A 23,506-nucleotide genomic window follows, 5' to 3' on the forward strand; every position below is an offset into this window, starting at 1 on the left:
CGATAGGCGAGTTAAACATGTGTATTAATAAATTTAAACTTAGAGAGAATGTTTTTATCACATCAATATTCGTAATCATCCTAGAATATCAACTTTCTTTTGTTCATACTTTCCTATTTGACAGAATAATCAAGATAGTATTTATTGCTATCTTGATTATATTTTTTAAAAATATTCGTGATAATAAGAAGAATATTTATATTCAAAGAGTCACCAAAATTTATTTAGCAATTTTCTTCGTAATGATTGTCAGTACTGTAGCAAATCTAAGTGTGCTATCGGTTTCTTTTTTGATTAGGTACTCTCTGCTTTTACTAATCGTTTTTATCTTATTGTATAAGGTCCATCCGTATTATTTTTCTGATAGAATTATAAAATTCGTAATATTAATAGGAGTTGCTTTTTCTCTTAGTTCTATTGTTTTATGGATATTAGTTTTTTTAGGCTTTGAACCTCATTATTTTAACATTTCTTCGGAACGATTTACGCGTATCGATAAGTTTAGTTATTTGTGGGGTGATTTGCACTATGCTTTTAGTGGTGGTGGTATCGGTGGTTTTACCAGAGTGTGCAGTTTTTTTGAGACACCAAACAGATATGGCAATTTTTTGATATTCCCCATATTTGTGAGTTATGGCTATTTTGTTTTGAAAAGGCGATTTATATACTTAATCGCTTGTGTTTTATGCTCGGTGGTGATGTTCTTAACGTTGTCACTCACGATTTTTTTGGTCGTTATGGCAGCAATTTTGTTAAGTATTTTCTTTACTATGGTTTGTAAAATTAAAGAGTTTAAAATGGTTCCTAACTTAGCTGGGTTTGGCGGACTTATATTGGCTTTGATTTTAATGATATGTATCTTTGAATTTTATCAAATTCAATATGAAAAAGGTGATAGTCCAGTATTTCGTGGAGGTGAATACAAAACACTATTTCGCGCATTTTCACAACAGAAAGAAGCTTTCATTCCCAAGATAGAGAGACCTTTCGGAGAAGGACTGGCATATATGAAGAATGGGAAATTGTATACTTCTCAATATGGATTTGTGCGATGGGTTGTTTTACTTGGATACCCTGGATTAATTTGTTTTATCATTTTTATAACGTATATGTTTCAGGTTCATGTTTTTCCGGCACTTATACATAGGCCTCTCCGTATTGAATACTACGTTGCATTGGCTTTTTTTGCTCAAACAATTAGTGGAATTGAAGAAGGCTCATGGCTTTCTACCAACTATTTATTTACTACTGCAATATTGGTATTATTAAAGAAATACGAGTTTAAAGAAAGGAAAAGATTTCACTGCGTACGGCGGTTGGAACGGGTCAAAATGAAAATGAGACCCCCCTATTGATGAAAGATGTTGGATTATCACAAAATGTGAGGGAGTGTTGAATAAAGCAAAACAAATTGCATGTGTAACCGGTGCTTTCGGGATGGTTGGAAGTAAAATTGTCCAGCGATTAGTATTGGATGGGTATAAAGTTAGAGCATTAAGCCGGAGCAAATATTTTGATGTTCCAGATGTTGAATTGTTCTGTGGTGGGCTTGAGGATGAAGAAGTTCTCAAATCTTTTTTGAGTAATACCGACCTTCTTTTCCATTGTGCTGCTGAATTATATGATGAATCTAAAATGTGGAATGTTAATGTTCTGGGAACCGAGCAATTGTTGCGTATCGTTAAGGAATCACACATTCAGTACTTATGCTATTTAAGCAGTGCTGGCGTGGTGGGGCGAACAAATGTGAAGTTGGTTAATGAAAAAACTATCTGTAAGCCGCAAAATGCCTATGAGCAAAGCAAGTGGGCGGCTGAACAACTTGTTGCAGAGGGTATTGACGGTTGCACAATTGTAATTTTGCGACCAACGAATGTGATAGATAATAAACGACCTGGAGCTCTTGGTTTGCCGATGCGCAACTCGTGGTTGGACCGATTTAAAGTGTTTTTAAAGGGTGGAGAATGTGCGCACATTGTGCATGCAGAAGATGTTGCCGAAGCTGCAATGTATTTTATTTCTCGCCCGTTTAACACCCCCCGGTGTTTTTTTGTTTCCTGTGACAATGAACCACTGAACACGTTTGCAGGGTTAAGGGCTCTTTATAGAGCCATTGAGAATAATCGCCCTGTTGGTAGTGTTCGGCCAGCGCTGCATCTACCGTTGATTGTTCCTCATATATTACGACAACTGCGGCGCGGTAAAGGAAACCGAGGTGATGTCCGATATTCTTCAGAAAAAATCATGTCTGAAGGGTTTAAGTTCTCTATTGGCACAAAAGGAGCTGTGACGGACTTACTTTCAACACGTGGCTCCAAATAGTTATGAGAATATTAAATGTTAATATGTCTCTCGATCCTGTAACCGGTGGGGGAGGAGCAGAACGGACTTTTCAATTAAGCCGATCTCTGGTTAAATCAGGCATAGAATGCACTGTTCTTACCACCGATTTAGGGCTAACTGCTGAACGTATAAAAGCATTGGATGGGGTAAAGGTTGTTGCGTTACCTTGTTTACTTAAACGTTTTTATATTCCTAAATTTTCATACAAAAAGATAAAGAATATTGTAAAGGATGCTGATGTTGTCCATCTTATGGGCCATTGGACTTTTATAAACGCCCTTGTTTACTCCATTGCGCATTGTCTTAATAAGCCATACGTGGTTTGCCCTGCCGGGACACTTCCGATTTATGGTAGATCCAGGATCATTAAAAAGATTTACAATTACGTCATTGGCAGCAAAATAATTCGCAATGCAAACGGCCATATTGCAATAGCTGTAAACGAAATTGATCAATTCCAAACTTACGGGGTCGAGGCGGGTAAAACATCCATTATTCCCAATGGCATCAATGTTGAAGATTTCCAGACAGCGAATATTGCTGATTTCCGAAGAAAATATGGCTTTGGTGATGCTCCTTTTATGCTGTTCGTGGGACGATTGAACTCAATAAAAGGGCCGGATTTGTTGTTACGTGCTTTTTGCAATGTAAAAGATAAATTTTCAAATTATCATCTGGTCTTTGTCGGGCCTGATGGCGGAATGCTCTCCGAGTTAAAAGATATGGTTGTTGAGTCCAGCGCCAGCGACCGGGTCCATTTCCTCGGTTATCTGGGAGGTGCAGATAAGTCTCAGGCATATCATGCCGCTGACGTTTTAATTATTCCTTCCAGGCAGGAAGCCATGTCAATCGTGGCTCTTGAGGCCGGCATTACAGGGACACCTGTATTGCTGACAGACCAATGCGGTTTTGATGACATAGGCGCTATCGACGGAGGCGATGTAGTCCCAGCAACTGTGGATGGGATCAGCAGAGGTCTTATTGAAAACCTTAAGGACCCTGTTAAGCTAAAATTAAAAGGGGAAAATTTAAAGAAATATACATTGGAAAATTTCACTTGGGATTCTGTAATATGTAAATATATGACATTATTTCATCAAATATTTGATGAAACTGGAAGGGCCAGTCAAGAATTTAGGGATAGAATACGTAAATGAACCAGTATCCCTCGAAAGACTTGCTCAAGATGCTGACCAATTAAAGGAGAATTAAATATTTTGAAAAAAGTTTTAATTCTGGGTGGTACCGGAATGTTGGGGCATGCACTATTTGTGCAATTGTCATTAGGATAGTTTAAGTGTCTATGCGACTGTACGAAGCCCTAAAGGCCTCTCGCGGTGGTTTTCTCAAGATCTTTTAAAGAAAATATATGCGGACGTGGATGCGAATAACTATGATTCTGTTACCAATATCATTGCCTCAATACAGCCGGATATTGTGATTAATTGTATCGGCTTGGTCAGCGAATTCCGTATAGAAAATGATCTTCTATCGTTGATTAATGTAAATGCAAGATTCCCTCACCGACTTGCATTCCTTTGCCAAACTGTCGGTGCTAAACTGATTCATATTAGCACAGATGGTATATTCGATGGGAAGAAAGGTATGTATACCGAAAGTGATGAGGTGAATATTTCTAATGTTTACGGGATGTCGAAGTTTTTGGGTGAAGTGAATTATCCCCATTGCTTGACATTACGAACTTCAATCATAGGCAATGAATTAGAAGGAAAATCAGGGTTAGTTGAGTGGTTTCTTGCTCAGGATGGAAACGTGAGAGGCTATTCAAGGGCCATGTATTCAGGATTCCCAACGATTGAACTTGCAAAAATTATCAGTGGCTATATTTTGCCGAACGATAATCTATACGGGATATATCATGTCTCTTCTGAACCCATATCAAAATATGATTTGTTGTGCTTGATCGCTGACAGGTATGGGAAAAAAAATAAAATTGAAGCTTTTGATGAAGTTGTGATGGATCGTTCTCTCGATTCTTCGGCCTTTCGATCTTTAACCGGATATGCACCACCATCATGGCCGGAATTAGTCGATAAAATGTATTCCGATTACATCAAATATAAGGGGTGTATGTATTATGCTTAGCCTCGAAAATAAAAAGATTCTTGTAACGGGCGGTACCGGTTCAATGGGGAGGACATTCGTGGACAGAGCCCTTGATTTTGAAGACACGGTTGCCCTTCTCAAAAAACATCATCTTATGTCAGAGGATGTAAATTTGCAAAATCGTCGGGAATTGCTTCGTTAACATACCAAATACAAACAGAATTTTTATTGTTAATAGTTTAAGGAGATTGTGGTGTTCATAACAAATAAGCCAATAGGGGAATTTATCAGACGTGATACCTGCCGATTTTGTCAGGGCACAAATTTAGTTAATATACTGGATTTTGGCAATATGCCCTTAGCTGGTGGTTTTCTTAAAGAAAAAGATTTCGCCAATGAAAAATATTATCCACTGGATCTCAACTTCTGTCAGGATTGTTATCTGGTTCAAGTAAGCAACGTTGTTTCGGCTGAAGTTTTGTTTCAGGAAAATTATTTCTTTTTTTCTTCTGCCATAGGAACCCTCGTCAATCATTTTGCAGAGTTTGCCGGAGAGGTCAAAAAGCGTTTCTTAGAAACGATACCCCAACCCTCTGTATTAGAGATCGGGTGTAATGATGGTGTCTTACTCAAGCCGTTAGCGGCAATGGGAGTTCGCTGTGTCGGCGTAGATCCCGCGACAAATGTGGTAAAATCATTAATTAACGCAGAAGATTTTATTGTTATTAACAATTTTTTCAGCGAACAATTAGCATATCAGATAAGGGAAAGATACGATCTATTTGATGCAGTCCTCTCAAGTTATTCTTTTGCCCATATCGACGACATGGTTGATATCATGAAAGGGGTAAAGTGCTTACTCAAAGATGACGGCGTATTTATAGTTGAAATTTATTATCTGGGCACCCTGATTGACGAGATGCAGTATGACATGATTTATCATGAACATATGAGCTATTATTCCCTGACTGCACTAGTATCTTTCTTAAAACAGTTTGATATGGAAATATTTGATGCTAAATATATTCCAGGAGTCAGATCCGGTTCTGTACGTTTCTACGCGAAAAATATCGGTCAACGGACTGAAATAATTTCATCTGCTGTTACAGATATGATGCAATATGAAAAAGATAAAGGGTTTGAGAAGATAGATGCATACTCTGAGTATGCTGCAAAGGTAAATGCAACAAGGGACCAGCTTTTAAACCTGCTTGATCGCCTGAAAAATGAAGGCAAGACGATTATTGGATATGGCGCATCCGGTAGAGGAACAATTATCATGAATTACTGCGGTATTGATGGACGATATCTGGATTATGTTGTTGATGATGCACCTGCAAAACACGGCTTCTTCACCCCTGGAACCCACGTGCCCATAAAGCCGTGGGAATTTACGACTGAATCAGATTTTCCTGATTACATTGTGCTGTTTGCCTGGGCTTTTACCGATGAAGTCATCAAAAAGAGACAGGATTATCTTAAAAAGGGGGGGAAATTTATCATCCCGCTTCCGGAAGTCAGAATTGTGTCGGAGTGAAATTTTTTTGAAAAGAGCGGAGAAATAAAATGAAAGTAATGACAATAATGGGCACTCGGCCCGAAATGATTAAAATGTGGTCGGTATTAAAAAAGTTGGATGACCTGAACTTTGATCATATAATGGTTCATACGAGCCAGAATTTTACCAGGGAACTGAAAGATTTTTTCTTTGAGGATTTAGAACTGAGGGCGCCTGATTATGATCTTCAGATTGATACAAGTTCATATGGCAGAGAAGTCGCCGATGTTATCCGGAAAAGTGATGAATTGTTTGAAAAAACTAAACCTGATGCATTAATCGTCTTAGGAGACACTTATAGCGGACTATCAGTATTACCGGCTGCTAATCGTGGGATAAAAATATTTCACATGGAGGCCGGGTTAAGGGCATGGGATAAGCGGATGCCGGAGCAGAAGAATCGTATTTTAATTGATCATATATCAGATATATTGCTTCCGTTTAACCAGTATCACAGGGAAAACCTTATCAGGGAAGATATTCACCCGTCAAAAATATTTGTCTCCGGTAATACAACGTTTGAAGTCATGCGGGTATTTCAGGATAAAATTAAGAATAGTAATATACTTAACACTTTGAAATTAAGCCCCAAAGAGTATGTTTCAGTGACCGCGCATAGAAAAGAGAATGTCGATGATATGGAGTCTCTTCAGGCAATTCTGAAAGGTCTCGGCTTGATTTATGAAAAGTTCAAAAAAGAAGTTATTTATCCTATGCATCCTCGGACAAAAAGCAAAACCAAAGATATCTCAATTCCAAAAGGAATAAGAATTATTGATCCATTGGGATTTTACGATTTTAATCATCTCAGCATGAATGCATTCTGTCTGCTTGGAGATTCCGGCACTACGCCCGAAGAAGGCCTGTTCTATAAGGTGCCGTGCGTCAGCCTGCGAAAGACTACGGAACGACCTGAAACCGTTGAGGCTGGAGCGCATATCGTTGCAGGGATTGAGCCTGTTAACATTGTGGAAGCGGTTGAAACTGCTGTCAGCATGGAATGGAGTGCAAGATATGATCTGTATGAGGATTTCAGCCCCTCTTCAGTTGTCATCAATGTCCTGAGAAGTCAAATTACTAATTATTTTTAATTGCCAATGCGAATATTGCTCTTTGTCGTATATTATTTGCCCAGTACCATGTCGAGTGCAACGCTTATTCATGATCTTGCAGTTGAATTCCATCGATTGGGCCATGAACCTATAGTGGTAGCACCTGATGAGAACATTTTGCAAGAATATCAGGTATCATGCGAAAATGGCATAAAGGTTTTAAGAATTCGGGCTGGTAAAATAAAATCAGCGACAAGATTTGTTCGTGCCTTCAACGAAATCAGGCTTTCAAAAACTATTTGGAAAAAGGGAAAGCACTTTTTTGATGATAATCCCTGCGATTTAATTATTTATTACTCACCATCAATTTTTTTTAGCTCTCTTGTAAAATGGTTGAAAAAGAAATTTACCTGTCCATCCTATTTAATCCTTGGCGATATTTTCCCAGAATGGGCAGTGGAAACCGGGGTCTTGCGAAAGGGCTTAATTTATAGATATTTCAAATATAAAGAACAGCAAAATTACGAAGCAGCAGATATTATCAGAGTTCAGTCTCCAGCTAATCTGCTGTATTTTAAAGAAAATGGACTGGATAAGAAGTATCGTTTAGAGGTGCTTTACAACTGGATATCCCTAACTAAAGAACATGCTCCGTGCGCTTCATATCGTGTTCGCTTAGGATTACAAAATAAAGTAGTTTTTTTTTATGGCGGCAATATCGGTGTCGCCCAGGATGTAGATAATATTATACGTCTTGCAGATAATTTGCGAAATGAATCAGCCGCTTATTTTTTGATCGTCGGCGGCGGAAGTGAAGTAAACCGATTAAAGTCGTTAATAAATTTGAAGGGATTGACTAATATTGCTATACACGATCCTGTGAATCATCAGGAATACATGTCTATGCTCTCTGAGTTTGATGTGGGTTTGATCTCTCTTGATCGTCGCTTAAGATCGCATAATTTCCCAGGGAAGATGATGAGCTATATGTTTCATGCCAAGCCTATATTAGCCAGCATAAACCATGGAAATGACATAAAAGAAATGCTGGAAGATAAACAAGCGGGGTTGGTCTGCATCAACGGAGAAGATGACAAACTCGCTGATAATGCAAGAAAGTTATTAGTAGATGAGAATTTGCGTTGTCAATTAGGTAACAATGCGCGTACTCTCCTGGAAAATACGTTTTCAGTTTCAAGGGCTGCGGAACAAATCTTAGCTCATTTTATCGAGTAAATTAGCATGTACCTGATATAGCGAGACGAATTTTAAAAAGTAAAGATTCTAAATTTATGCTTTTGGCATAAGTATTGAAATTGCCTGGAGGTCTTTAATTGCATCATGTGCTTGTTACCGGAGCAACCGGTTTTGTAGGAACAGCACTTTGTAAAGAACTGGTCAATAAAAAATGGGCTGTTCGTGCTTCTATCCGGTCACGTATCAATATACAAAGTCTTCCCGAAGAAATTGAAATAACAGAATCAGGTTCAATCGGTCCTGATACGGACTGGTCGAAAGAATTGGTAGATGTAGAAACAATAGTACATCTTGCCGGACGGGTCCATGTTATGGAGGATTTATCTTCTGATCCTCTTTCTGAATATCGTTTTGTAAATACAGCCGGAACAGAGAGGCTTGCACGCTGTGCAGCTTTATCTGGTGTCCGGCTTTTTATTTTTATAAGTACAGTTAAAGTGAACGGGGAAGGTCGCGAAACTCCTTATACCGCAAAAGATGTTCCTGAACCACAAGATCCATATGGTCTGAGTAAATTGGAAGCTGAAAAAAAGTTAAAATCAGTTGCTGATGAAACCGGCATGAAGGTAGTAATTATCAGAATTCCGTTGGTCTATGGGCCGGGAGTTAGAGCAAATTTTTTAAAATTGTTACAGTCTGTTGACAAAGGAATTCCACTTCCGGTTGCCGGTATTAAAAATAAACGAAGCATGATATATCTGGGTAATCTCGTTGATCTTATTATAAAATGTCTGGCATATAAAGGAGCAGAACAAAGGATCTATCTTGTGAGCGATGGACATGATATATCTACACCGGAGCTCGTCAGGCAAATCGCAAAATCACTTGGGAAACCGCCAAGATTGTTTTATGTACCTCCATTTATGTTACGGCTTGGGGGTTTCTTAACCGGAAAATCTCATACCATAGAAAGACTTGTGGGTTCTCTTTACGTTGATGCATCAAAAATCAGAAAAGAATTAAATTGGAAGCCTCCTTTTACATTGGAACAGGGTCTCAAAGAAACAGCAGAATGGTACAAAAACCGGAGTTGAAAAATTGATGACTGTTTTTACTGGAATACTTTACAGTAAAATTGTATTTTTATTATCAACGCATAATCTTACATAATCTTATAAGATAGTTTTCCTCTTTTATTATGAAGCGGATATTTGATTTTATAATTTCTTTAATACTTTTGGCTATTTTATTTCTGCCTGTGCTGGCAATAGCTTTGCTCATTAAAACAACTTCAAAAGGACCGGTTTTTTACTGGTCCGACAGAGTAGGCATTAACAACACTATATTTAAAATGCCGAAATTCCGCACTATGAAAACAAATACTCCTGCTGTTGCGACACATCTTTTATCAGATCCTGAAAAACATGTAACTTCTGTTGGCAGATGGCTCAGGAAAACAAGTCTGGATGAACTCCCCCAGATATTCAGTGTGCTTAAGGGGGATATGAGCTTTGTTGGACCGAGACCGGCTTTGTTTAACCAGGATGATCTTATTGAACTCAGGACCTCAAAAGGGATACACACTCTTATACCCGGCATTACGGGCTGGGCACAGATAAATGGCAGGGACGATCTCCCGATTCCTGTAAAAGTGGACTTTGATTATTACTACCTGCAAAACCGCTCTTTTATGTTTGATCTTAAAATATTGGCAAAAACCGTAATAAATGTTTTATTCGGCAAAGGCGTTCAGCACTGACAGTCTGATAAGCTCATATTTGCTACAGGTATGTGTGAATCCAAGAAAATCAAAAGTTTCTGGCTTACTCTTGCCCCTTTCTTTTCTTCTCTCTACTGCGTATCTTCCAACGGGGGTTTAAAGCCCGGTATGAAAGTAATGTGAATATCGAAACAACTCCATGATACAATTCCCATAATCACCCTTTTCCTGAGGGGAATTTGAGGATGAGAACTTTTTTTGAGGGGAAATGAATATTGATTGGCTTTTCTGATTATAAGTTAACAGGAACATATAATGCGACAGTAGTATATACTAGTGTGGCGCTGAATAGTTACGTTACTGTCAACATATCATTTAACACTTTACCCAGGTCATTGTCATTAAAAGGCTTGGGCATCATGCCTTTGAAACCATATTCACGAAAATTTGACATGACCGGATCATCAGAGTAACCGCTGGAAACGACGGCCTTTACTTCAGGATCTATTTCAAGCAATATCTTTATAACATCCTTTCCTCCCATACCACCGGGAATGGTTAAGTCCAGTATGATGGCATCATAGGGTTCTCCGGATTCCCGGGCTTTTTTGAACATTGCAATTGCTTCATCGCCATCTTTTGCGAAACCTGCTTCATAACCCAGCATCTCCAGCATTTCTTCAACCATCATTCTTAAATATTTATCATCATCCATCATAAGTATTTTACCATTGCCTGTTAACAGGGCAGGTTCTTCTTTTGTCTGAATTTCTTTTCCGGAAGCAGGCAGGTAAATGTAAAATGTAGTTCCATAATCTGGTCGAGAGTTTACCGATATGTGCCCGGCGTGCTTTTTGATAACAGAATAGGCTGTTGCAAGTCCGAGACCCATTCCCGTTTGCTTGGTTGAAAAATAAGGATCAAATATCTTTGAAAGATAATTTTCGGGTATGCCTATCCCATGATCCTTGATAGTAATCATGATGTATCTGCCCGGTTGGATAGGCAGGTTATGTTTCTCTTCTATTAGTTTGTTTTCGGCACGAATCTGTATGACTCCACCATCCGGCATAGCCTGGTTCGCGTTTATAACAATATTGTTAATGACCTGGCTTATCTGTCCTGCATCGGCCTCAACCGGCCAGAGATTATTTGCTATAGAAAAATCGCATTTTGATTTTGAGCCGGTCAATACAAAGAGTGAGGACTCTTGCAGAATTTTAGCAATTGAATAAACTTCCTTTACAGGTGCTCCGCCTTTAGCAAAAGTCAATAACTGCATTGTTAGTGTCTGTGCCCTCTTAGATGCAGCTTCCGTAGCACTCAAAAGATCAAATATCTTATTGCCAGATTTCACATTCATCTTAGCAAGGGAAATATTTCCCAAAATGACTGTGAGTATATTATTGAAATCATGAGCTATGCCTCCTGCAAGTATCCCAACGGATTCAAGTTTTTGAGCCTTCAAAATATCTTCTTCCGTACGTTTGCGCTCGGAAATGTCATCGAACACCACGATAAAATACTCCTTATCCGGTGAATAGACGGAGAAATCAAACCAAACGTTTATGGCGCTAGCATAGTATTCGAAGCGCTCTGGCTGGCCGGTCAATGCCACACGGGCAAAGCGTTTTAACAACTCGGAATCGGCTTCACGGATGCCGGGAATGACCTCTGAAACCTTCTTCCCGACAACATTATTCAATCCCGTCTGGGTTTTGAATGCATTGTTGACAACAAGATAGATAAAGTCCTGCGGTTGGCCGTTCTCGAAAAGCATCCGGCAATACGCGAATCCCTCCAACATATTTTCAAAAAGCGTCCGATAGCGTGTCTCGCTCTCACGAAGCGCCGTTTCTCTTACCTTTAAGGATTCCGCCATATTATTAAAGGCTTTTGCAAGTTCACCTATTTCATCTTCTGTCTCAACAGGTACCTCCTCGACCACTCCTTCCGTTCCTAATATTTTAACACTTTTAGTTAATCTGTTAAGAGGTTTTGTTATTCTATTTAATGCGATGTATGCAGTTGCAGAACCAATTATCAGGAAAACAATACCCATCAGGATGCTTTTAAATAAAATATCATTGAACTGCTTATGCAGCATTTCCTTATCCATCGTAATCTTGACAAATCCAATAAGACGGTCACTTTTCTGATGAGGATTTTTAATAAAAAACATGGATTCTTTTACAAGGTGACCTGAGCTTGAGATTACAGGTGCCCAGAATTCTACATAGCTCTTATCCTCAAGATAAAAGGGGGAGGCAGACTTTTTCAATTTCTCAAATATCTTATTTCTTCCTTGTCCATCTCTTTCGTTTGACTTTTCTGAAATTCTTGTCTTAGGTCTTTCTTTACTATTCAACAACTTCCCATCCAGATTAAACACAGAAACATCTAAGACATTCTCCTGTTGGAAAATTCCCTCCGCAGGGCCCTCAAGCAGTTCTTTATTTTCCGAAAATACACCAAGCCTTGAGTTATAAGCAAGAACGCTTGTAAGTACTTTTCCATCTCTTATAAGATTGTCTGTCAGGGTTTTAACCTGGTGATGAATAAATAAAGACGTGAATGAAACAGAAATAACAAATATAAAAAGGGAAATAGCAGCAAAGACCTTTATGCGGAAATTTTCATTCAAGATTTTAAGTAAATTCAGCCTCATTTCATTTCCTTTAGTTAATGACCCTTGCTTTCCTGATAACTTTTTCTTCAATACTAATTCCTAACTTTTTTGCTACATTAAGATTAATCGTTATGATTGCTTTCCTTGCATCTACCTGCTTACCGTTTAATATATTACTTCCAGAGAGTATCTTTTTAGCCATCTCTCCTGCCTGAGAACCCATATCAAAAGCATCTACGCCTATCGACATTAGCGCTCCAATCTCCACATACTTTTCCGAAAATGCAATGATAGGTATTTTGTTTTCAAGGGAGAATAGAAGCATAAATTCAACTGTTTCAGGGGTAATAACCGTCAGATCCGGGAGCATCCAGAAGGCATCTATCTTTCCTTCCATATCCTGTATTAATTGAGGAACATCCTTGGAATTATAAACTTGCTTATCAACCAGTTCAATAGCAAATTTACCAGCGGCATCTTTTGACTCTTTTGCAAGATGGCCTGTTCTATCCTTGTCATATAAAAGGCCGATAGCTTTTAATTCCGGCATTACGGATAAAAGAGTAGCTAACTGCTCTTCCTGGGAAATATGCATACCGACACCGACGATATTCTTTTCCCCGGAGAGTATAGACAAGGGATTTAAGACCATGACATATATAACTGGAATATCTTTTATTCTTTTTATCTTCAAGAGGGCGTCCATCCCTATTGCAAGAACCATATCGGGACTGATCATATTGATCTGTCTTGCAACATCTGCACCTTGCAATTCTGAGATAATAAGCCTTTTAATCTGGGTATCGCAAACATTTTTGAAACCCTCGATGGCATCTTCGTACGGTTGTACTCTGCTACTTTGGACGACCACAACCTCTTGTCCGGCCCAGGCTAAATCCTGACAAAGAGTTAAAAATATTAAAATAACCAGTATGGAAAGTTTTCTTATCACTATATTCTCATATGCTGGCTTGGAATGTATGCAAACGAATTCTCAAGTTTTTGTAAAAAAATATATTAATTGCTTGAAAATAATAAATTAAATTGATAATAAATTAAAATAATAATAAATTATTAACATAAATTATTTGTTCTGAAAACTCTTTTTATGAAGAAAACAGAAATGAATTATTCATGTAGCCATTTTCATAAAATATGCATCTTCTTGCTTTGTTTTGTTCTTACAATGACTGCCTTTTGTGGGGCTTTCGCTGCCCAGTCTCAAGATGAAATGGATGTTCTTCGCCTGTTTTATAAGGAAAAAGATCTTGTTGTGTCTGCTACCAGACATCCTAAACCCATTTCTCAGGTTGCGGAAAACATCACGGTTGTCACTGCAAAAGAAATAGAGGAGATGAATGCCCATACGGTGGCGGAAGTTCTTGCAAGAATACCCGGACTGTTTGTTGTTTCCAGCCAGGGTACAGGCATTTTCGGCTCAACTTCCCTCACAAAAATTCAGGGTACTGAAGACATGCACGTACTTGTTCAGGTGGATGGGATGACCTGGAATTTCTTAAGCAGCGGAGCAGCCGAGACCAATTCAATTCCTGTCGGCATTATTGAGCGCATAGAGGTCATTAAAGGACCGGCATCATCTGCCTGGGGTTCAGCCCTGGGAGGTGTTGTTAACATCATAACAAAGGCAGCGGGAAGCTCTGAAAGACCTTCTGGTTCAGTAAGCACTTCTTATGGTGAAAAAAATACGCAGGATTACAGGGCCGAGATCTTTGGAAAAGAAGGAATTGTGGGTTATTATCTGTATGCCGGCAGGCAATATTCAGAAGGTCAGATGTCTTCGAGAGACTTTGATACCAATAGCTTTTATTCAAAATTTCATATCCCTTTTTCAGAAAATATGGCCATGGGTTTTAGCATGGGCTACAGTGACCCGCAAAACTCACTGGGTGATTTCCCCACCGGAGACATCAGTTCAACAAACAGCAGCCGAACTTTTTTTACAACAGCTTACTTTGACGCATCCATTACCGAGAAATTTGATTTGAATATATCATTACATAATTTCAAACAAAGAAGCGATATAGTGAATAAGGCCTTGGGGCTGGGGCTTTATGGTACGCTCGGGCAATTTGTTTCTGATAACCTTTATGAAGAAAAAACTACCGGAGGAAGCGGCAAACTTGTATATAAGCACGGAATGCACACAGCCGTTCTTGGTGTTGATGCTGACAGTGGTAAGCTCGATCAGACATTTGTCTCAGGGGCCTATCTACAATCGAAAAATGCTCCGGCAAAATCAATAACACATCCCGATGTTGACCGGTGGGCGGTATACTTTAACGATACTATAGTAATCGACAGATTGTCGATTACACCCGGTATCCGCTACGATCATAACAGCATTACCGGCTCCTTTACAAGCCCCTCTCTGGGAGCTACCTACCGGCTTGGTGAAGATTCAATTTTACGGGCTTCTGTGGCAAGAGGCTTTACCATGCCTCCCCTTTCCTGGACCTCAGGAGGAGGATTATTCCTTGATCCGAATTCATCCCTTAAGCCTGAAAAGGTCTGGTCTTATCAGGCAGGTGCGGAATCAACCGCTTTAAGGTATTTCTGGGCTAAGGTTATGGTGTTTCACCATAAGATACAAGATGTCCTCAAAAAGGAGCCGTATGCTGGAGGAGCACCGGCATTTAATGATTTGATTATCAACAGCGGGTCAAGCAGGCGGCAGGGAATTGAGCTTGAAGCGGAAACGGTTCCCATATATAATTTTTCTTGCCGGTCCGGGTTTGTCTATGTGGATATTAATCCTGCCACCGAGGAAGGATCTGAAAGAATTTACACATGGAATATAGGTTTAAAGTATAATGACAAAAAATCTTTCTATGCTCAGCTCTTCGGCCACTATGTGTGGTGGGACTTTAATTCTGCGGCAGGGGCAAGTTACGATGATTTTATATGGGACTTTAATCTAAGCAAAAAAATCTGCTCTAACCAAAAAACTGCAACGGAAATATTTTTTACAGCTCACAACATATTTAACGGATCTCAATATACCTTTAGCGATATTAAAAATCCGGAAAGATGGCTTGAAGCCGGAATACGATTCTCATTTTAAAACAGTTCATTCATATGTTTTTGCTGTTATTACAATGTTATAAGCCTTGTATTTAAATTGGTTAAACCAATAAAATTTAAGTTCTGTTGTTTGGCATAAACTTTGTGATATTTAATGAAGCTGCGTTAAAAAAGGTTATAACTTTTTGCAAACATGTTAAGACCAACATGTAATATAAACAGCATTTATAAAAAAAGGAGGTATGTTATGGCAGAAGAAAAAAGAGAAGAAACCAAAGAACAAATAGCAGTACTTGATGAAGGCATTAAGATGGATGATATTGTAGATTCTTTTGGGATTTGTTGTTCTGGCCCACTTACTCCGTTTAGATAATTAATTTTTTAAAAAAGGGGGAGTGCCGCTTCCCCTTTTTTTTAACTTTCTCTATACTCTATGAAATTTTCACGATACCTCAAGGTATATCCTTACGAAGAAAGCCCAAGCCAACTGTTGCTTTTTTCCACCCGTAAGATGTCAAAGATCATCCTTAATAAAGAAACGTATCAGGCCATTGAAAATAATGTTGAGCTTTCTCCTTCCGATGAGGCTTTGTTATCAAAGCTTGGCATGATAGTTCATGACAAAGAGGAGGAAAAGCAGGCCGTTTTCAGACTTTTCGATAATCTTAATACAAAAAATAACGGTGTGCATGTCATAGCTGTTCTTAATCTGGACTGTAATTTTGCATGCACATACTGTTATGAAGGGGGCATGAAGGGAAAGCTCTATATGTCGGATGAAACTGCGGATCATCTTGTAGATTTCATCAAAAAAAAATTCCCGCGCCATAAAAAATCTCTTCTTATAGATTTTTTCGGAGGAGAGCCCCTTTTGAGCATTGGCCTTATTAAACGTATTTCCAAAGCATTAAGGTCATTTACCGAAAGCAGAGGAGCCTCTTACAGCTTTACCCTTGTCACAAATGGTTCTCTTTTTACCAAAAAGACGGCAGAGGAGCTGGTTGCCTTAGGGCTTGAAGGTGTTAAAATCACTTTAGACGGCCCTGCCGAAACTCATAATCAATCAAGGCCTTTTAAATCAGGTGCCAAAAGCTTTGCTACCCTCATCAAGAATATCAAAGAGACTTGCGATCTTGTAAAAATTGGCATAGGTGGAAATTTTACCAAGGACAACTACGATAAATTTCCTTTGCTTCTTGATTATATGGCAAGAGAAGGGCTAACGCCGGATAAAATTGCCTCAGTAAAGTTTGACCCTGTAATGAAACAGCCCGAAGGGAATTTTTCGCTGCCCGAATACGGAAGCGGCTGTACTTCAGTTAATGAGCCATGGCTGATGGGTGTTGTTGCGTACTTGCGTGAAGAGATTTTAAAAAGAGGATACAATACGCAAAAGATTATGCCCATGACCTGCATGGTAGAATCTACAAACTCCTATGTGGTAAATTTCGATGGCGTTGTTTGCAAATGTCCTGGTTTTATAGGTAAAAAAGGTTATGAAGTCGGAGATCTTCTGACAGGCACAAAAGATTGTGCCTCTTATAAGCCCGGTATCTGGAAAAACGAGGACTGCGCCGGTTGTGAATATTTGCCTCTTTGTTATGGAGGATGTAGGTATATGACGTTTTTGCGCAATGGAACTATAGATACGGTTGATTGCCAAAAAGCCTATCTTGATGCCTCACTTGAAGCATTGGTCAAGCAGGACATTAAATATAAATTAAAAGCGGATAACCGATAAGGCCAATCGCACCGTTTTTTTCTACTGTTTGCAAATTCGTCAAAAATTCAATCCGGCAGCATATCATAAAAATACAGCATAGTATCCGAGCGCGTAATAATGCCTATTATGCTCCCGTTTTCAACAACCGGAAGCCTTCCTATATCATGCTTCGCCATTAGTTTTGCAGCCTGAATAGGGCTTTTTCCCGGATCGATTGTTACAATTTTTGTGCTCATAAATGCTTTTACGGGAGATACCAACTGAGATTCTTTTTTTATTTTAATAAAATCTCTGCGTGAAATTACTCCAACCAGTTTTTCTCCTTCAACAACAGGAAGCCCGGTACAGCCCTTTTTCTTCAGTATGGAAGCAACCTTTCCCATAGACATGTCAGATTCTACAGTAAAAACCGGAAAAGACATTAAATCGCTTATCTGTACGGATGCCTGCTGATTGCCTTCAATGAGTTCTGTGATCCATTCCTCAACCGCATTGGGATTAACTGATTTCAACATTGCAGAAGCGGCACCGGGATGCCCTCCTCCGCCCATGCTGCGCATGATTGAACCAACATCTAAACCTTCTGCATTACTGCGGGCAATAACCATACACCTGTCTTTTTCTTTATTGCTGAATATTCCGAATGTAGCATCAACATTTAAAATCTCTCTGTACATACCTACAACAACGGCAAGGCTGTTTACATGTCCTTTAATTGCAAGTTTATTAATGCTGATAGAATAGCCGTTTATTTTTGATCTTTTTGCAGTTTGCAACATTTCAAACAGAATATTTTTTTGTTTTTCCCCGTATGCCTGGCGCAAAAAAGAACTGACAATGTTTAAGTCCGCCTTTTTTTCAAGAAGAAAACCTGCCATATAGGCATCTTCTGCTGTTGAAGATGAAAAGCTAAGATGCCCTGTATCTTCATAAAGGCCGGTTAGAAAAAGAGTTGCCTGCATAGGAGATATTTTCTTTTTTTCTTTTTTCAGCCTGCGCACCATAAGAGTTATGTTTGATCCGACTTCTTCCCGGCACTTCCACGCTGCTGTTATATCACCGTCACCTCTATGGTGATCCCATAATATGATCTCAAGATCTTTTCTTGTTGAAAGTGCATCTAACCGGTCAAGACGGTTCCAGTTGCTTGTATCAACAACAATTAATTTTTTAACCTTATCAAAATCAATTTCAGCGGGTGAATGCATATCAAATATGTCTTTATGGATAGAAAGAAAGGCCTTGACATTGGGATTTATCATTTTTGGAAGAACACAAACAGCATCGGGATATAAAATTGTTGCAGCAATCATGGATGCAAGAGCATCAAAATCCGTGTTTTTATGTGTTGTAATAATTTCCATCAATAGCAGTCCGCAATTCTTTACTGTTTATCTTAATTCCCAATATTTTTAACACAAAGAATATATTAAGTACAGAAAATTGATAATATCTTGTAATATATAATTATATTCTTAAGTGTTCTTAAATGTAAATGTTACTCAAAACAAGCTTCTGAAATAATATATCGGCAGTTTCTATAAAAACGATAATAAAATAATATATTTCCCGCTTATAGCTTTTCACAAAACAACATTCTTATTGATACTTACTACATGACCGGTCATTGAATCCGGCTATCATGCAAAACAAACAGATTTGCTAAAATCAATGTAATTATATCTTAAAAAAATATTGACATATTAGACATAGCATGATGAATAGAGTTTATCTTAACTCTTCTAAAATATTCAGATTTAGACATTTGCTTTAATAAGTTGTTCAGGTGCCGGGTATGACTACATTTGAAGCTAATCGATCAGTATTTATTATAAACAAGGTTGGGTCTGCTACAATTTTTTAGTATTTTCTTGTTTTTCGAATTATATTCTGCAGGTCTTTGATTGAGGAGTGATATGACGAAATCAAAAGAAGAAAAAAAAGCGTTTATTATTACCAGAGATTCCGATTTTCGTGATGCCCTTGCGTCAGGTCTGGATGAGCTTTCTTACAAAATCATAGTCCACAAAGATGCTTCCAATGCCTTTTCAGAATTGGAGAATGAGTTAACGACGGCCCTGGTTATCATAGATCGCGAATGTTCCAATGATAATACAGATTCGGAAATTTACAGGTTAAATAAAAAATGTTGCACGAGCATGAATCAGATAGTTGTTCAGGTGTATAATGAAGATAATCACAAAATTAGCAGTGTATCTGCAAGTAAGGCGGATTTTTTTATGTTCAAACCTGTTAATCCCGAATTGCTCCGGTGCCAGCTTCTTGCCGCAGACAAGCATAGATATAACTTATTAGAACTGATGGAAATCAAGGAAAAAGCGGAAATACACAAAAAAGAATTGGTTTTGATGGAGCAGCAACATGAAGATGCGTTTTCAAGGGCAAACACCCTGACGGTTGAATCGGAAATATCCCGATTGGAGTTGGACCAGATTTTCAAAACCGTTGCAGGCTGCATAATGCTCATTGATAAGGATTGTAATGTCATTCGCGCTAATGATGCTATTTCAAAGGTTACCGGCTTGACAAGAATAGAGCTTCAGGGGAAAAAATGCTTTGAGACCTCTATTTGCGGATGTTGTAATACGCCGAAATGCCCTTTTGCCAGGATACAAGGAGGCGAGGCGCGCGTTGAAATTGAAATACAAAAGACACTTCCAGATGGTGAAATCGCACACTATATTATCATCGCAACACCTCTTCGTACCTTCGGCCCTGAATTTGTGGGTATCGTCACATTCCTGACGGATATCACGGACCGGGTAAAAGCTGAAAAATCCCTTATAGAAACAAAAGAAGCTTTAAAAATAAGTGAAGAGAAATACAAACAGCTTAGTATTGTGGATGACCTTACCGGGCTTTTTAACAAGAGGTGTCTTGATACACAACTTGAAGGAGAGATCTCAAGAGCACTCAGATATGGCCGGCCTCTATCACTTCTCCTTATGGACATTGATAACTTCAAAACTGTTAATGATACTTACGGTCACAGCCAGGGTGATAAGGTTTTGGCAGGATTGGCCCAGGTACTAAGAAGTTGTATCCGGGATTCTGATTTAGCCTTCCGATACGGAGGCGAGGAATTCGTTGTTATCCTTCCTGAAACTTCGGTTGAAAATTCCACTAAAGTAGCAGAGAGAATCAGGCAGTCTTGTGCTTCTTTTTCCTTTTCTGTGAATTCTTCTGAGGAATTTGCTGTGACTTTGAGTATCGGGTGCACCCAGTATGTACCGTGTGAAAAGCAGCAAGCCTTTGTCTCAAGAGCAGACAAACACATGTATTGTGCAAAAAATGAGGGAAAGAACAGGGTTATCTGCGACAATGAAGGATAGCATCCTTTTTTCAAGCTTTGTCAAAGCAGACAGAAATTTATGCAAACATGTAATATGAGAAAATTGCTATGAACTTATTTAAAAAACACCCTACTCTTTTTATGGGAATAGGCATCACTATACTTTTTTTATGTATAAGCTTATTTCGTACCGATTTTCTTGATACTCTTGAATATAAACTCTACGATGCTATGATGGGATTACGCGCAGACCCTGAATCATCAAGCAACATAGTAATAGTTGATATAGATGATGATTCGATTGAAAAAATCGGTCGATGGCCCTGGTCACGTGATATTATTGCGAATGGCATCAAAAAGATAAATTTGGGAAATCCCAAAGTAACAGGGCTCAATCTTATACTCAGCGAACCTGAAGAAAGCACCGGATTAAAAACTGTTGAAAAACTGGAAGACAAATTTACAGCCATTTTTTCAAAAGATACCGGAAAAACATATAGCAATTACCTTAATGTTTTGCATGAGACCAGAGAAAAACTGGATAATGACAAAAAGCTTGCCCAGGCAATCAGCGAATCCGCCAATATTGTTTTGCCATTTTATTTCAAAGAATCTGCCGTAACGGGCAATGATACAAAAGAAGCCGATGATATATTATACGAATATTCAATCCAGAAAATAAAAAGTCCTTCCGGCGCGTTACACTACCGGGCTGATAAAATAATACTTCCTCTTCCTTCATTTCTTAAAGCATCGGCAGGTATAGGTCATCTTAACTTCGGCAATGACATGGATGGTATTGCAAGAAGAGAACGTCTCGTCTATGAATGTCGTGGACTTTATTATCCATCATATACCTTAAAGCTTGCTTGTGCCTACCTTGATATTCCAAGGGAAAAACTTTCAGCCGAATTGGGTTCAAGCGTTACTCTCGGTAATCTTAAAATACCTACTACTTTTGCTTCGGAGCTTCTTATTAATTTTAAAGGTCCCCGCGGCGCATTTAAAAAATATTCATTTTTTGATGTTATAAACGACAAAATTCAGCCGGATGTTTTTAAAAACAAGCTTGTTCTTGTCAGTGCATCCGCAGCCGGAATCATGAACCCTATCAGCACGCCAACCGATCCGGCTTTACCTGTGGGCGAGTTTTCCGCTAATGCCGTCTGGACAATACTTAACAACAATTTTATCTTGCAGCCATACTGGTCACCGGTTGTTGAACTTGCGGCCATAATTATAATAGGCCTTATTATCACATTTGTTTTTTCAAGATTAAAAGCAAAAACAGTTGGTGCCGCATTCATTATAATGATCATATTGCTTATAGGAAGTTCGGCATACTTTTTTGCTTCCAAAGGATACTGGGTCCGCGTTGCTTATCCTGCTCTTGAGCTTGTCATTGGCTATATTGGAATAATAAGTCTTAGATATTTTGTAACCGAATCCAAAAAAGATAAAATCGAAGTGGAATCGGCTGAAACAAACCGGATGCTTGGGCTTTCTTTTCAGGGTCAGGGCATGCTTGATATGGCCTTTGATAAATTTCGGCGAATTCCGGTAGATGATCAGATGAAAGATATTCTTTATAATCTTGCACTTGATTATGAAAGAAAAAGACAATTCAACAAAGCCGCAGCAGTATATGAATATGTGGAAGGACATGACAAAAAATTTAAAGATGTTTCGGAAAGAAAAAAGAAACTAATCAAAGCCAGTAATACTATGGTATTCGGGGACGGTATGTTCGGTGCATCCCCTTCTTCAGACGGTTTTCTTTCAACAGCCACAGGAACAAAACCCACACTGGGCAGATACGAAATACAAAAACAACTCGGAAAAGGAGCAATGGGAATTGTCTACCTGGGGCTTGACCCCAAGATAAACCGGACAACGGCAATAAAAACTTTCCAGTTCAGTGAAGAAGACCATACGTTGGAAGAAATTCAAAATATGAAAGAAAAATTTTTCCGGGAAGCAGAAAGCGCCGGAACTCTTTCACATCCGAATATTGTAACTATTTACGATGCCGGAGATGATCAGAACCTCGCATACATAGCTATGGAATATCTTGAAGGTGAAGACCTGGAAAAATATACCGTAAAAGAAAATCTGCTTCCTATCCCCAAAGTTATTGATTATATTGCAACCGTTGCTGAAGCACTTGATTATGCCCACCAAAAAGGAATTATTCACCGCGATATCAAACCGGCAAACATAATGCTTTTAAAAAGCGGGATAGTTAAAATAACTGATTTCGGTATTGCGAGAATAACTGCTACTTCACAGACTCAAACCGGTGTTATCAAAGGCACGCCGTATTACATGTCGCCTGAACAGTTTTCAGGAGAAAAGGTTGATGGAAGATCTGATATATTCTCTTTAGGAACAATGCTGTTCCAGCTTTCAACCGGTCAATACCCTTTTGCCGGGGACAGCCCTGCTGCATTGATGAATCAAATCATGAATGTAAAACATCCCGACCCGAAACAGATCAACCCAAAGATAATAAAATCTCTTGTAACAGTCATTGACAAAGCATTGGAAAAAGAAAAGGAAAAACGTTATAAACGGGTATCTATGATGGCATCAGATCTTAGAGCAATCGGCAAAAGAATTGATGAGGTTATCGCCAGGATGAAACCGAAAAGTAATGTTTGATTGTGTATTCATCTGGTATAATATGCATGGCAGGGTGTGAATAACACTTTAAAACTTTATAATTAATCTTAAAAGAAATATATATTTATCTTGCTTGACCCCAACAACTTTTTATTATATAAGGGAAAAGTTAGATTGTTTTAAATTTAACAGATCGAATCCACATTATCTTTTGTATTCGTATATATAGGAACATAGCTT

General features: G+C 38.7%; 16 protein-coding genes and 1 pseudogene. 14 read left to right on the plus strand and 3 right to left on the minus strand.

Going from position 1 to position 23,506, the window contains the following annotated elements; translation table 11 throughout:
• The first annotated feature begins 17 nt into the window (after positions 1 to 17).
• The 10 genes and pseudogenes from KKC46_02465 to KKC46_02510 all read left to right on the plus strand — a co-directional run bounded on the left by KKC46_02465 (position 18) and on the right by KKC46_02510 (position 9,976).
• Positions 18 to 1,355, plus strand: a complete 1,338-nt coding sequence (locus tag KKC46_02465; protein MBU1052676.1) for a hypothetical protein — start codon at positions 18 to 20, stop codon at positions 1,353 to 1,355.
• A 37-nt stretch (positions 1,356 to 1,392) separates the two neighbouring features.
• A complete protein-coding gene (locus KKC46_02470) occupies positions 1,393 to 2,322 on the plus strand; it encodes an NAD-dependent epimerase/dehydratase family protein (protein MBU1052677.1) in 930 nt (309 codons plus the stop codon).
• Positions 2,323 to 2,324: 2 nt separating this feature from the next.
• Positions 2,325 to 3,500, plus strand: a complete 1,176-nt coding sequence (locus tag KKC46_02475; protein ID MBU1052678.1) for a glycosyltransferase — start codon at positions 2,325 to 2,327, stop codon at positions 3,498 to 3,500.
• Positions 3,501 to 3,593: 93 nt separating this feature from the next.
• Positions 3,594 to 4,449: pseudogene (locus tag KKC46_02480) on the plus strand (SDR family oxidoreductase).
• Complete coding sequence (locus KKC46_02485) at positions 4,442 to 4,612, plus strand: hypothetical protein (protein ID MBU1052679.1); 171 nt, start codon at positions 4,442 to 4,444, stop codon at positions 4,610 to 4,612. The pseudogene KKC46_02480 and the gene KKC46_02485 overlap by 8 nt, the downstream one beginning before the upstream one ends.
• 51 nt (positions 4,613 to 4,663) lie before the next feature.
• Complete coding sequence (locus KKC46_02490; GenBank protein MBU1052680.1) at positions 4,664 to 5,947, plus strand: class I SAM-dependent methyltransferase; 1,284 nt, start codon at positions 4,664 to 4,666, stop codon at positions 5,945 to 5,947.
• A gap of 29 nt (positions 5,948 to 5,976) precedes the next feature.
• Positions 5,977 to 7,059: a UDP-N-acetylglucosamine 2-epimerase (non-hydrolyzing) gene (wecB, locus tag KKC46_02495; GenBank protein ID MBU1052681.1), complete on the plus strand. Its 1,083-nt coding sequence runs from the start codon at positions 5,977 to 5,979 to the stop codon at positions 7,057 to 7,059.
• Positions 7,060 to 7,173: 114 nt separating this feature from the next.
• On the plus strand, positions 7,174 to 8,256 hold the full coding sequence (locus KKC46_02500) for a glycosyltransferase family 4 protein (protein ID MBU1052682.1): 1,083 nt from the start codon (positions 7,174 to 7,176) through the stop codon (positions 8,254 to 8,256).
• A 98-nt stretch (positions 8,257 to 8,354) separates the two neighbouring features.
• On the plus strand, positions 8,355 to 9,311 hold the full coding sequence (locus KKC46_02505) for an SDR family oxidoreductase (GenBank protein ID MBU1052683.1): 957 nt from the start codon (positions 8,355 to 8,357) through the stop codon (positions 9,309 to 9,311).
• 104 nt (positions 9,312 to 9,415) lie between these two features.
• Positions 9,416 to 9,976 carry a sugar transferase gene (locus KKC46_02510; protein MBU1052684.1) on the plus strand — a complete coding sequence of 187 codons (561 nt, stop codon included), beginning with the start codon at positions 9,416 to 9,418 and terminating at the stop codon, positions 9,974 to 9,976.
• A 313-nt stretch (positions 9,977 to 10,289) separates the two neighbouring features.
• Here KKC46_02510 and KKC46_02515 read toward each other — a convergent pair whose 3' ends face one another.
• Both KKC46_02515 and KKC46_02520 read right to left on the minus strand, forming a co-directional pair.
• Positions 10,290 to 12,605: a response regulator gene (locus tag KKC46_02515; GenBank protein ID MBU1052685.1), complete on the minus strand. Its 2,316-nt coding sequence runs from the start codon at positions 12,603 to 12,605 to the stop codon at positions 10,290 to 10,292.
• Between the two features lie 10 nt (positions 12,606 to 12,615).
• Positions 12,616 to 13,518: an ABC transporter substrate-binding protein gene (locus KKC46_02520; GenBank protein MBU1052686.1), complete on the minus strand. Its 903-nt coding sequence runs from the start codon at positions 13,516 to 13,518 to the stop codon at positions 12,616 to 12,618.
• A 156-nt stretch (positions 13,519 to 13,674) separates the two neighbouring features.
• On the opposite strand from KKC46_02520, the gene KKC46_02525 reads away from it, so the two are divergent.
• Entirely contained in the window at positions 13,675 to 15,648 is a 1,974-nt protein-coding gene (locus KKC46_02525) for a TonB-dependent receptor (protein MBU1052687.1), read from the plus strand.
• Between the two features lie 393 nt (positions 15,649 to 16,041).
• On the plus strand, positions 16,042 to 17,349 hold the full coding sequence (gene gptM / locus KKC46_02530) for a geopeptide radical SAM maturase (protein MBU1052688.1): 1,308 nt from the start codon (positions 16,042 to 16,044) through the stop codon (positions 17,347 to 17,349).
• Between the two features lie 47 nt (positions 17,350 to 17,396).
• Here gptM and KKC46_02535 read toward each other — a convergent pair whose 3' ends face one another.
• Entirely contained in the window at positions 17,397 to 18,695 is a 1,299-nt protein-coding gene (locus KKC46_02535) for a CBS domain-containing protein (protein ID MBU1052689.1), read from the minus strand.
• Positions 18,696 to 19,247: 552 nt separating this feature from the next.
• Here KKC46_02535 and KKC46_02540 point away from each other — a divergent pair.
• Positions 19,248 to 20,684, plus strand: a complete 1,437-nt coding sequence (locus KKC46_02540; protein ID MBU1052690.1) for a sensor domain-containing diguanylate cyclase — start codon at positions 19,248 to 19,250, stop codon at positions 20,682 to 20,684.
• A gap of 68 nt (positions 20,685 to 20,752) precedes the next feature.
• Positions 20,753 to 23,305: a CHASE2 domain-containing protein gene (locus KKC46_02545; GenBank protein MBU1052691.1), complete on the plus strand. Its 2,553-nt coding sequence runs from the start codon at positions 20,753 to 20,755 to the stop codon at positions 23,303 to 23,305.
• Positions 23,306 to 23,506 lie beyond the last annotated feature (201 nt).

This window comes from Pseudomonadota bacterium (assembly GCA_018817425.1).
GTDB lineage: Bacteria > Desulfobacterota > Desulfobacteria > Desulfobacterales > RPRI01 > RPRI01.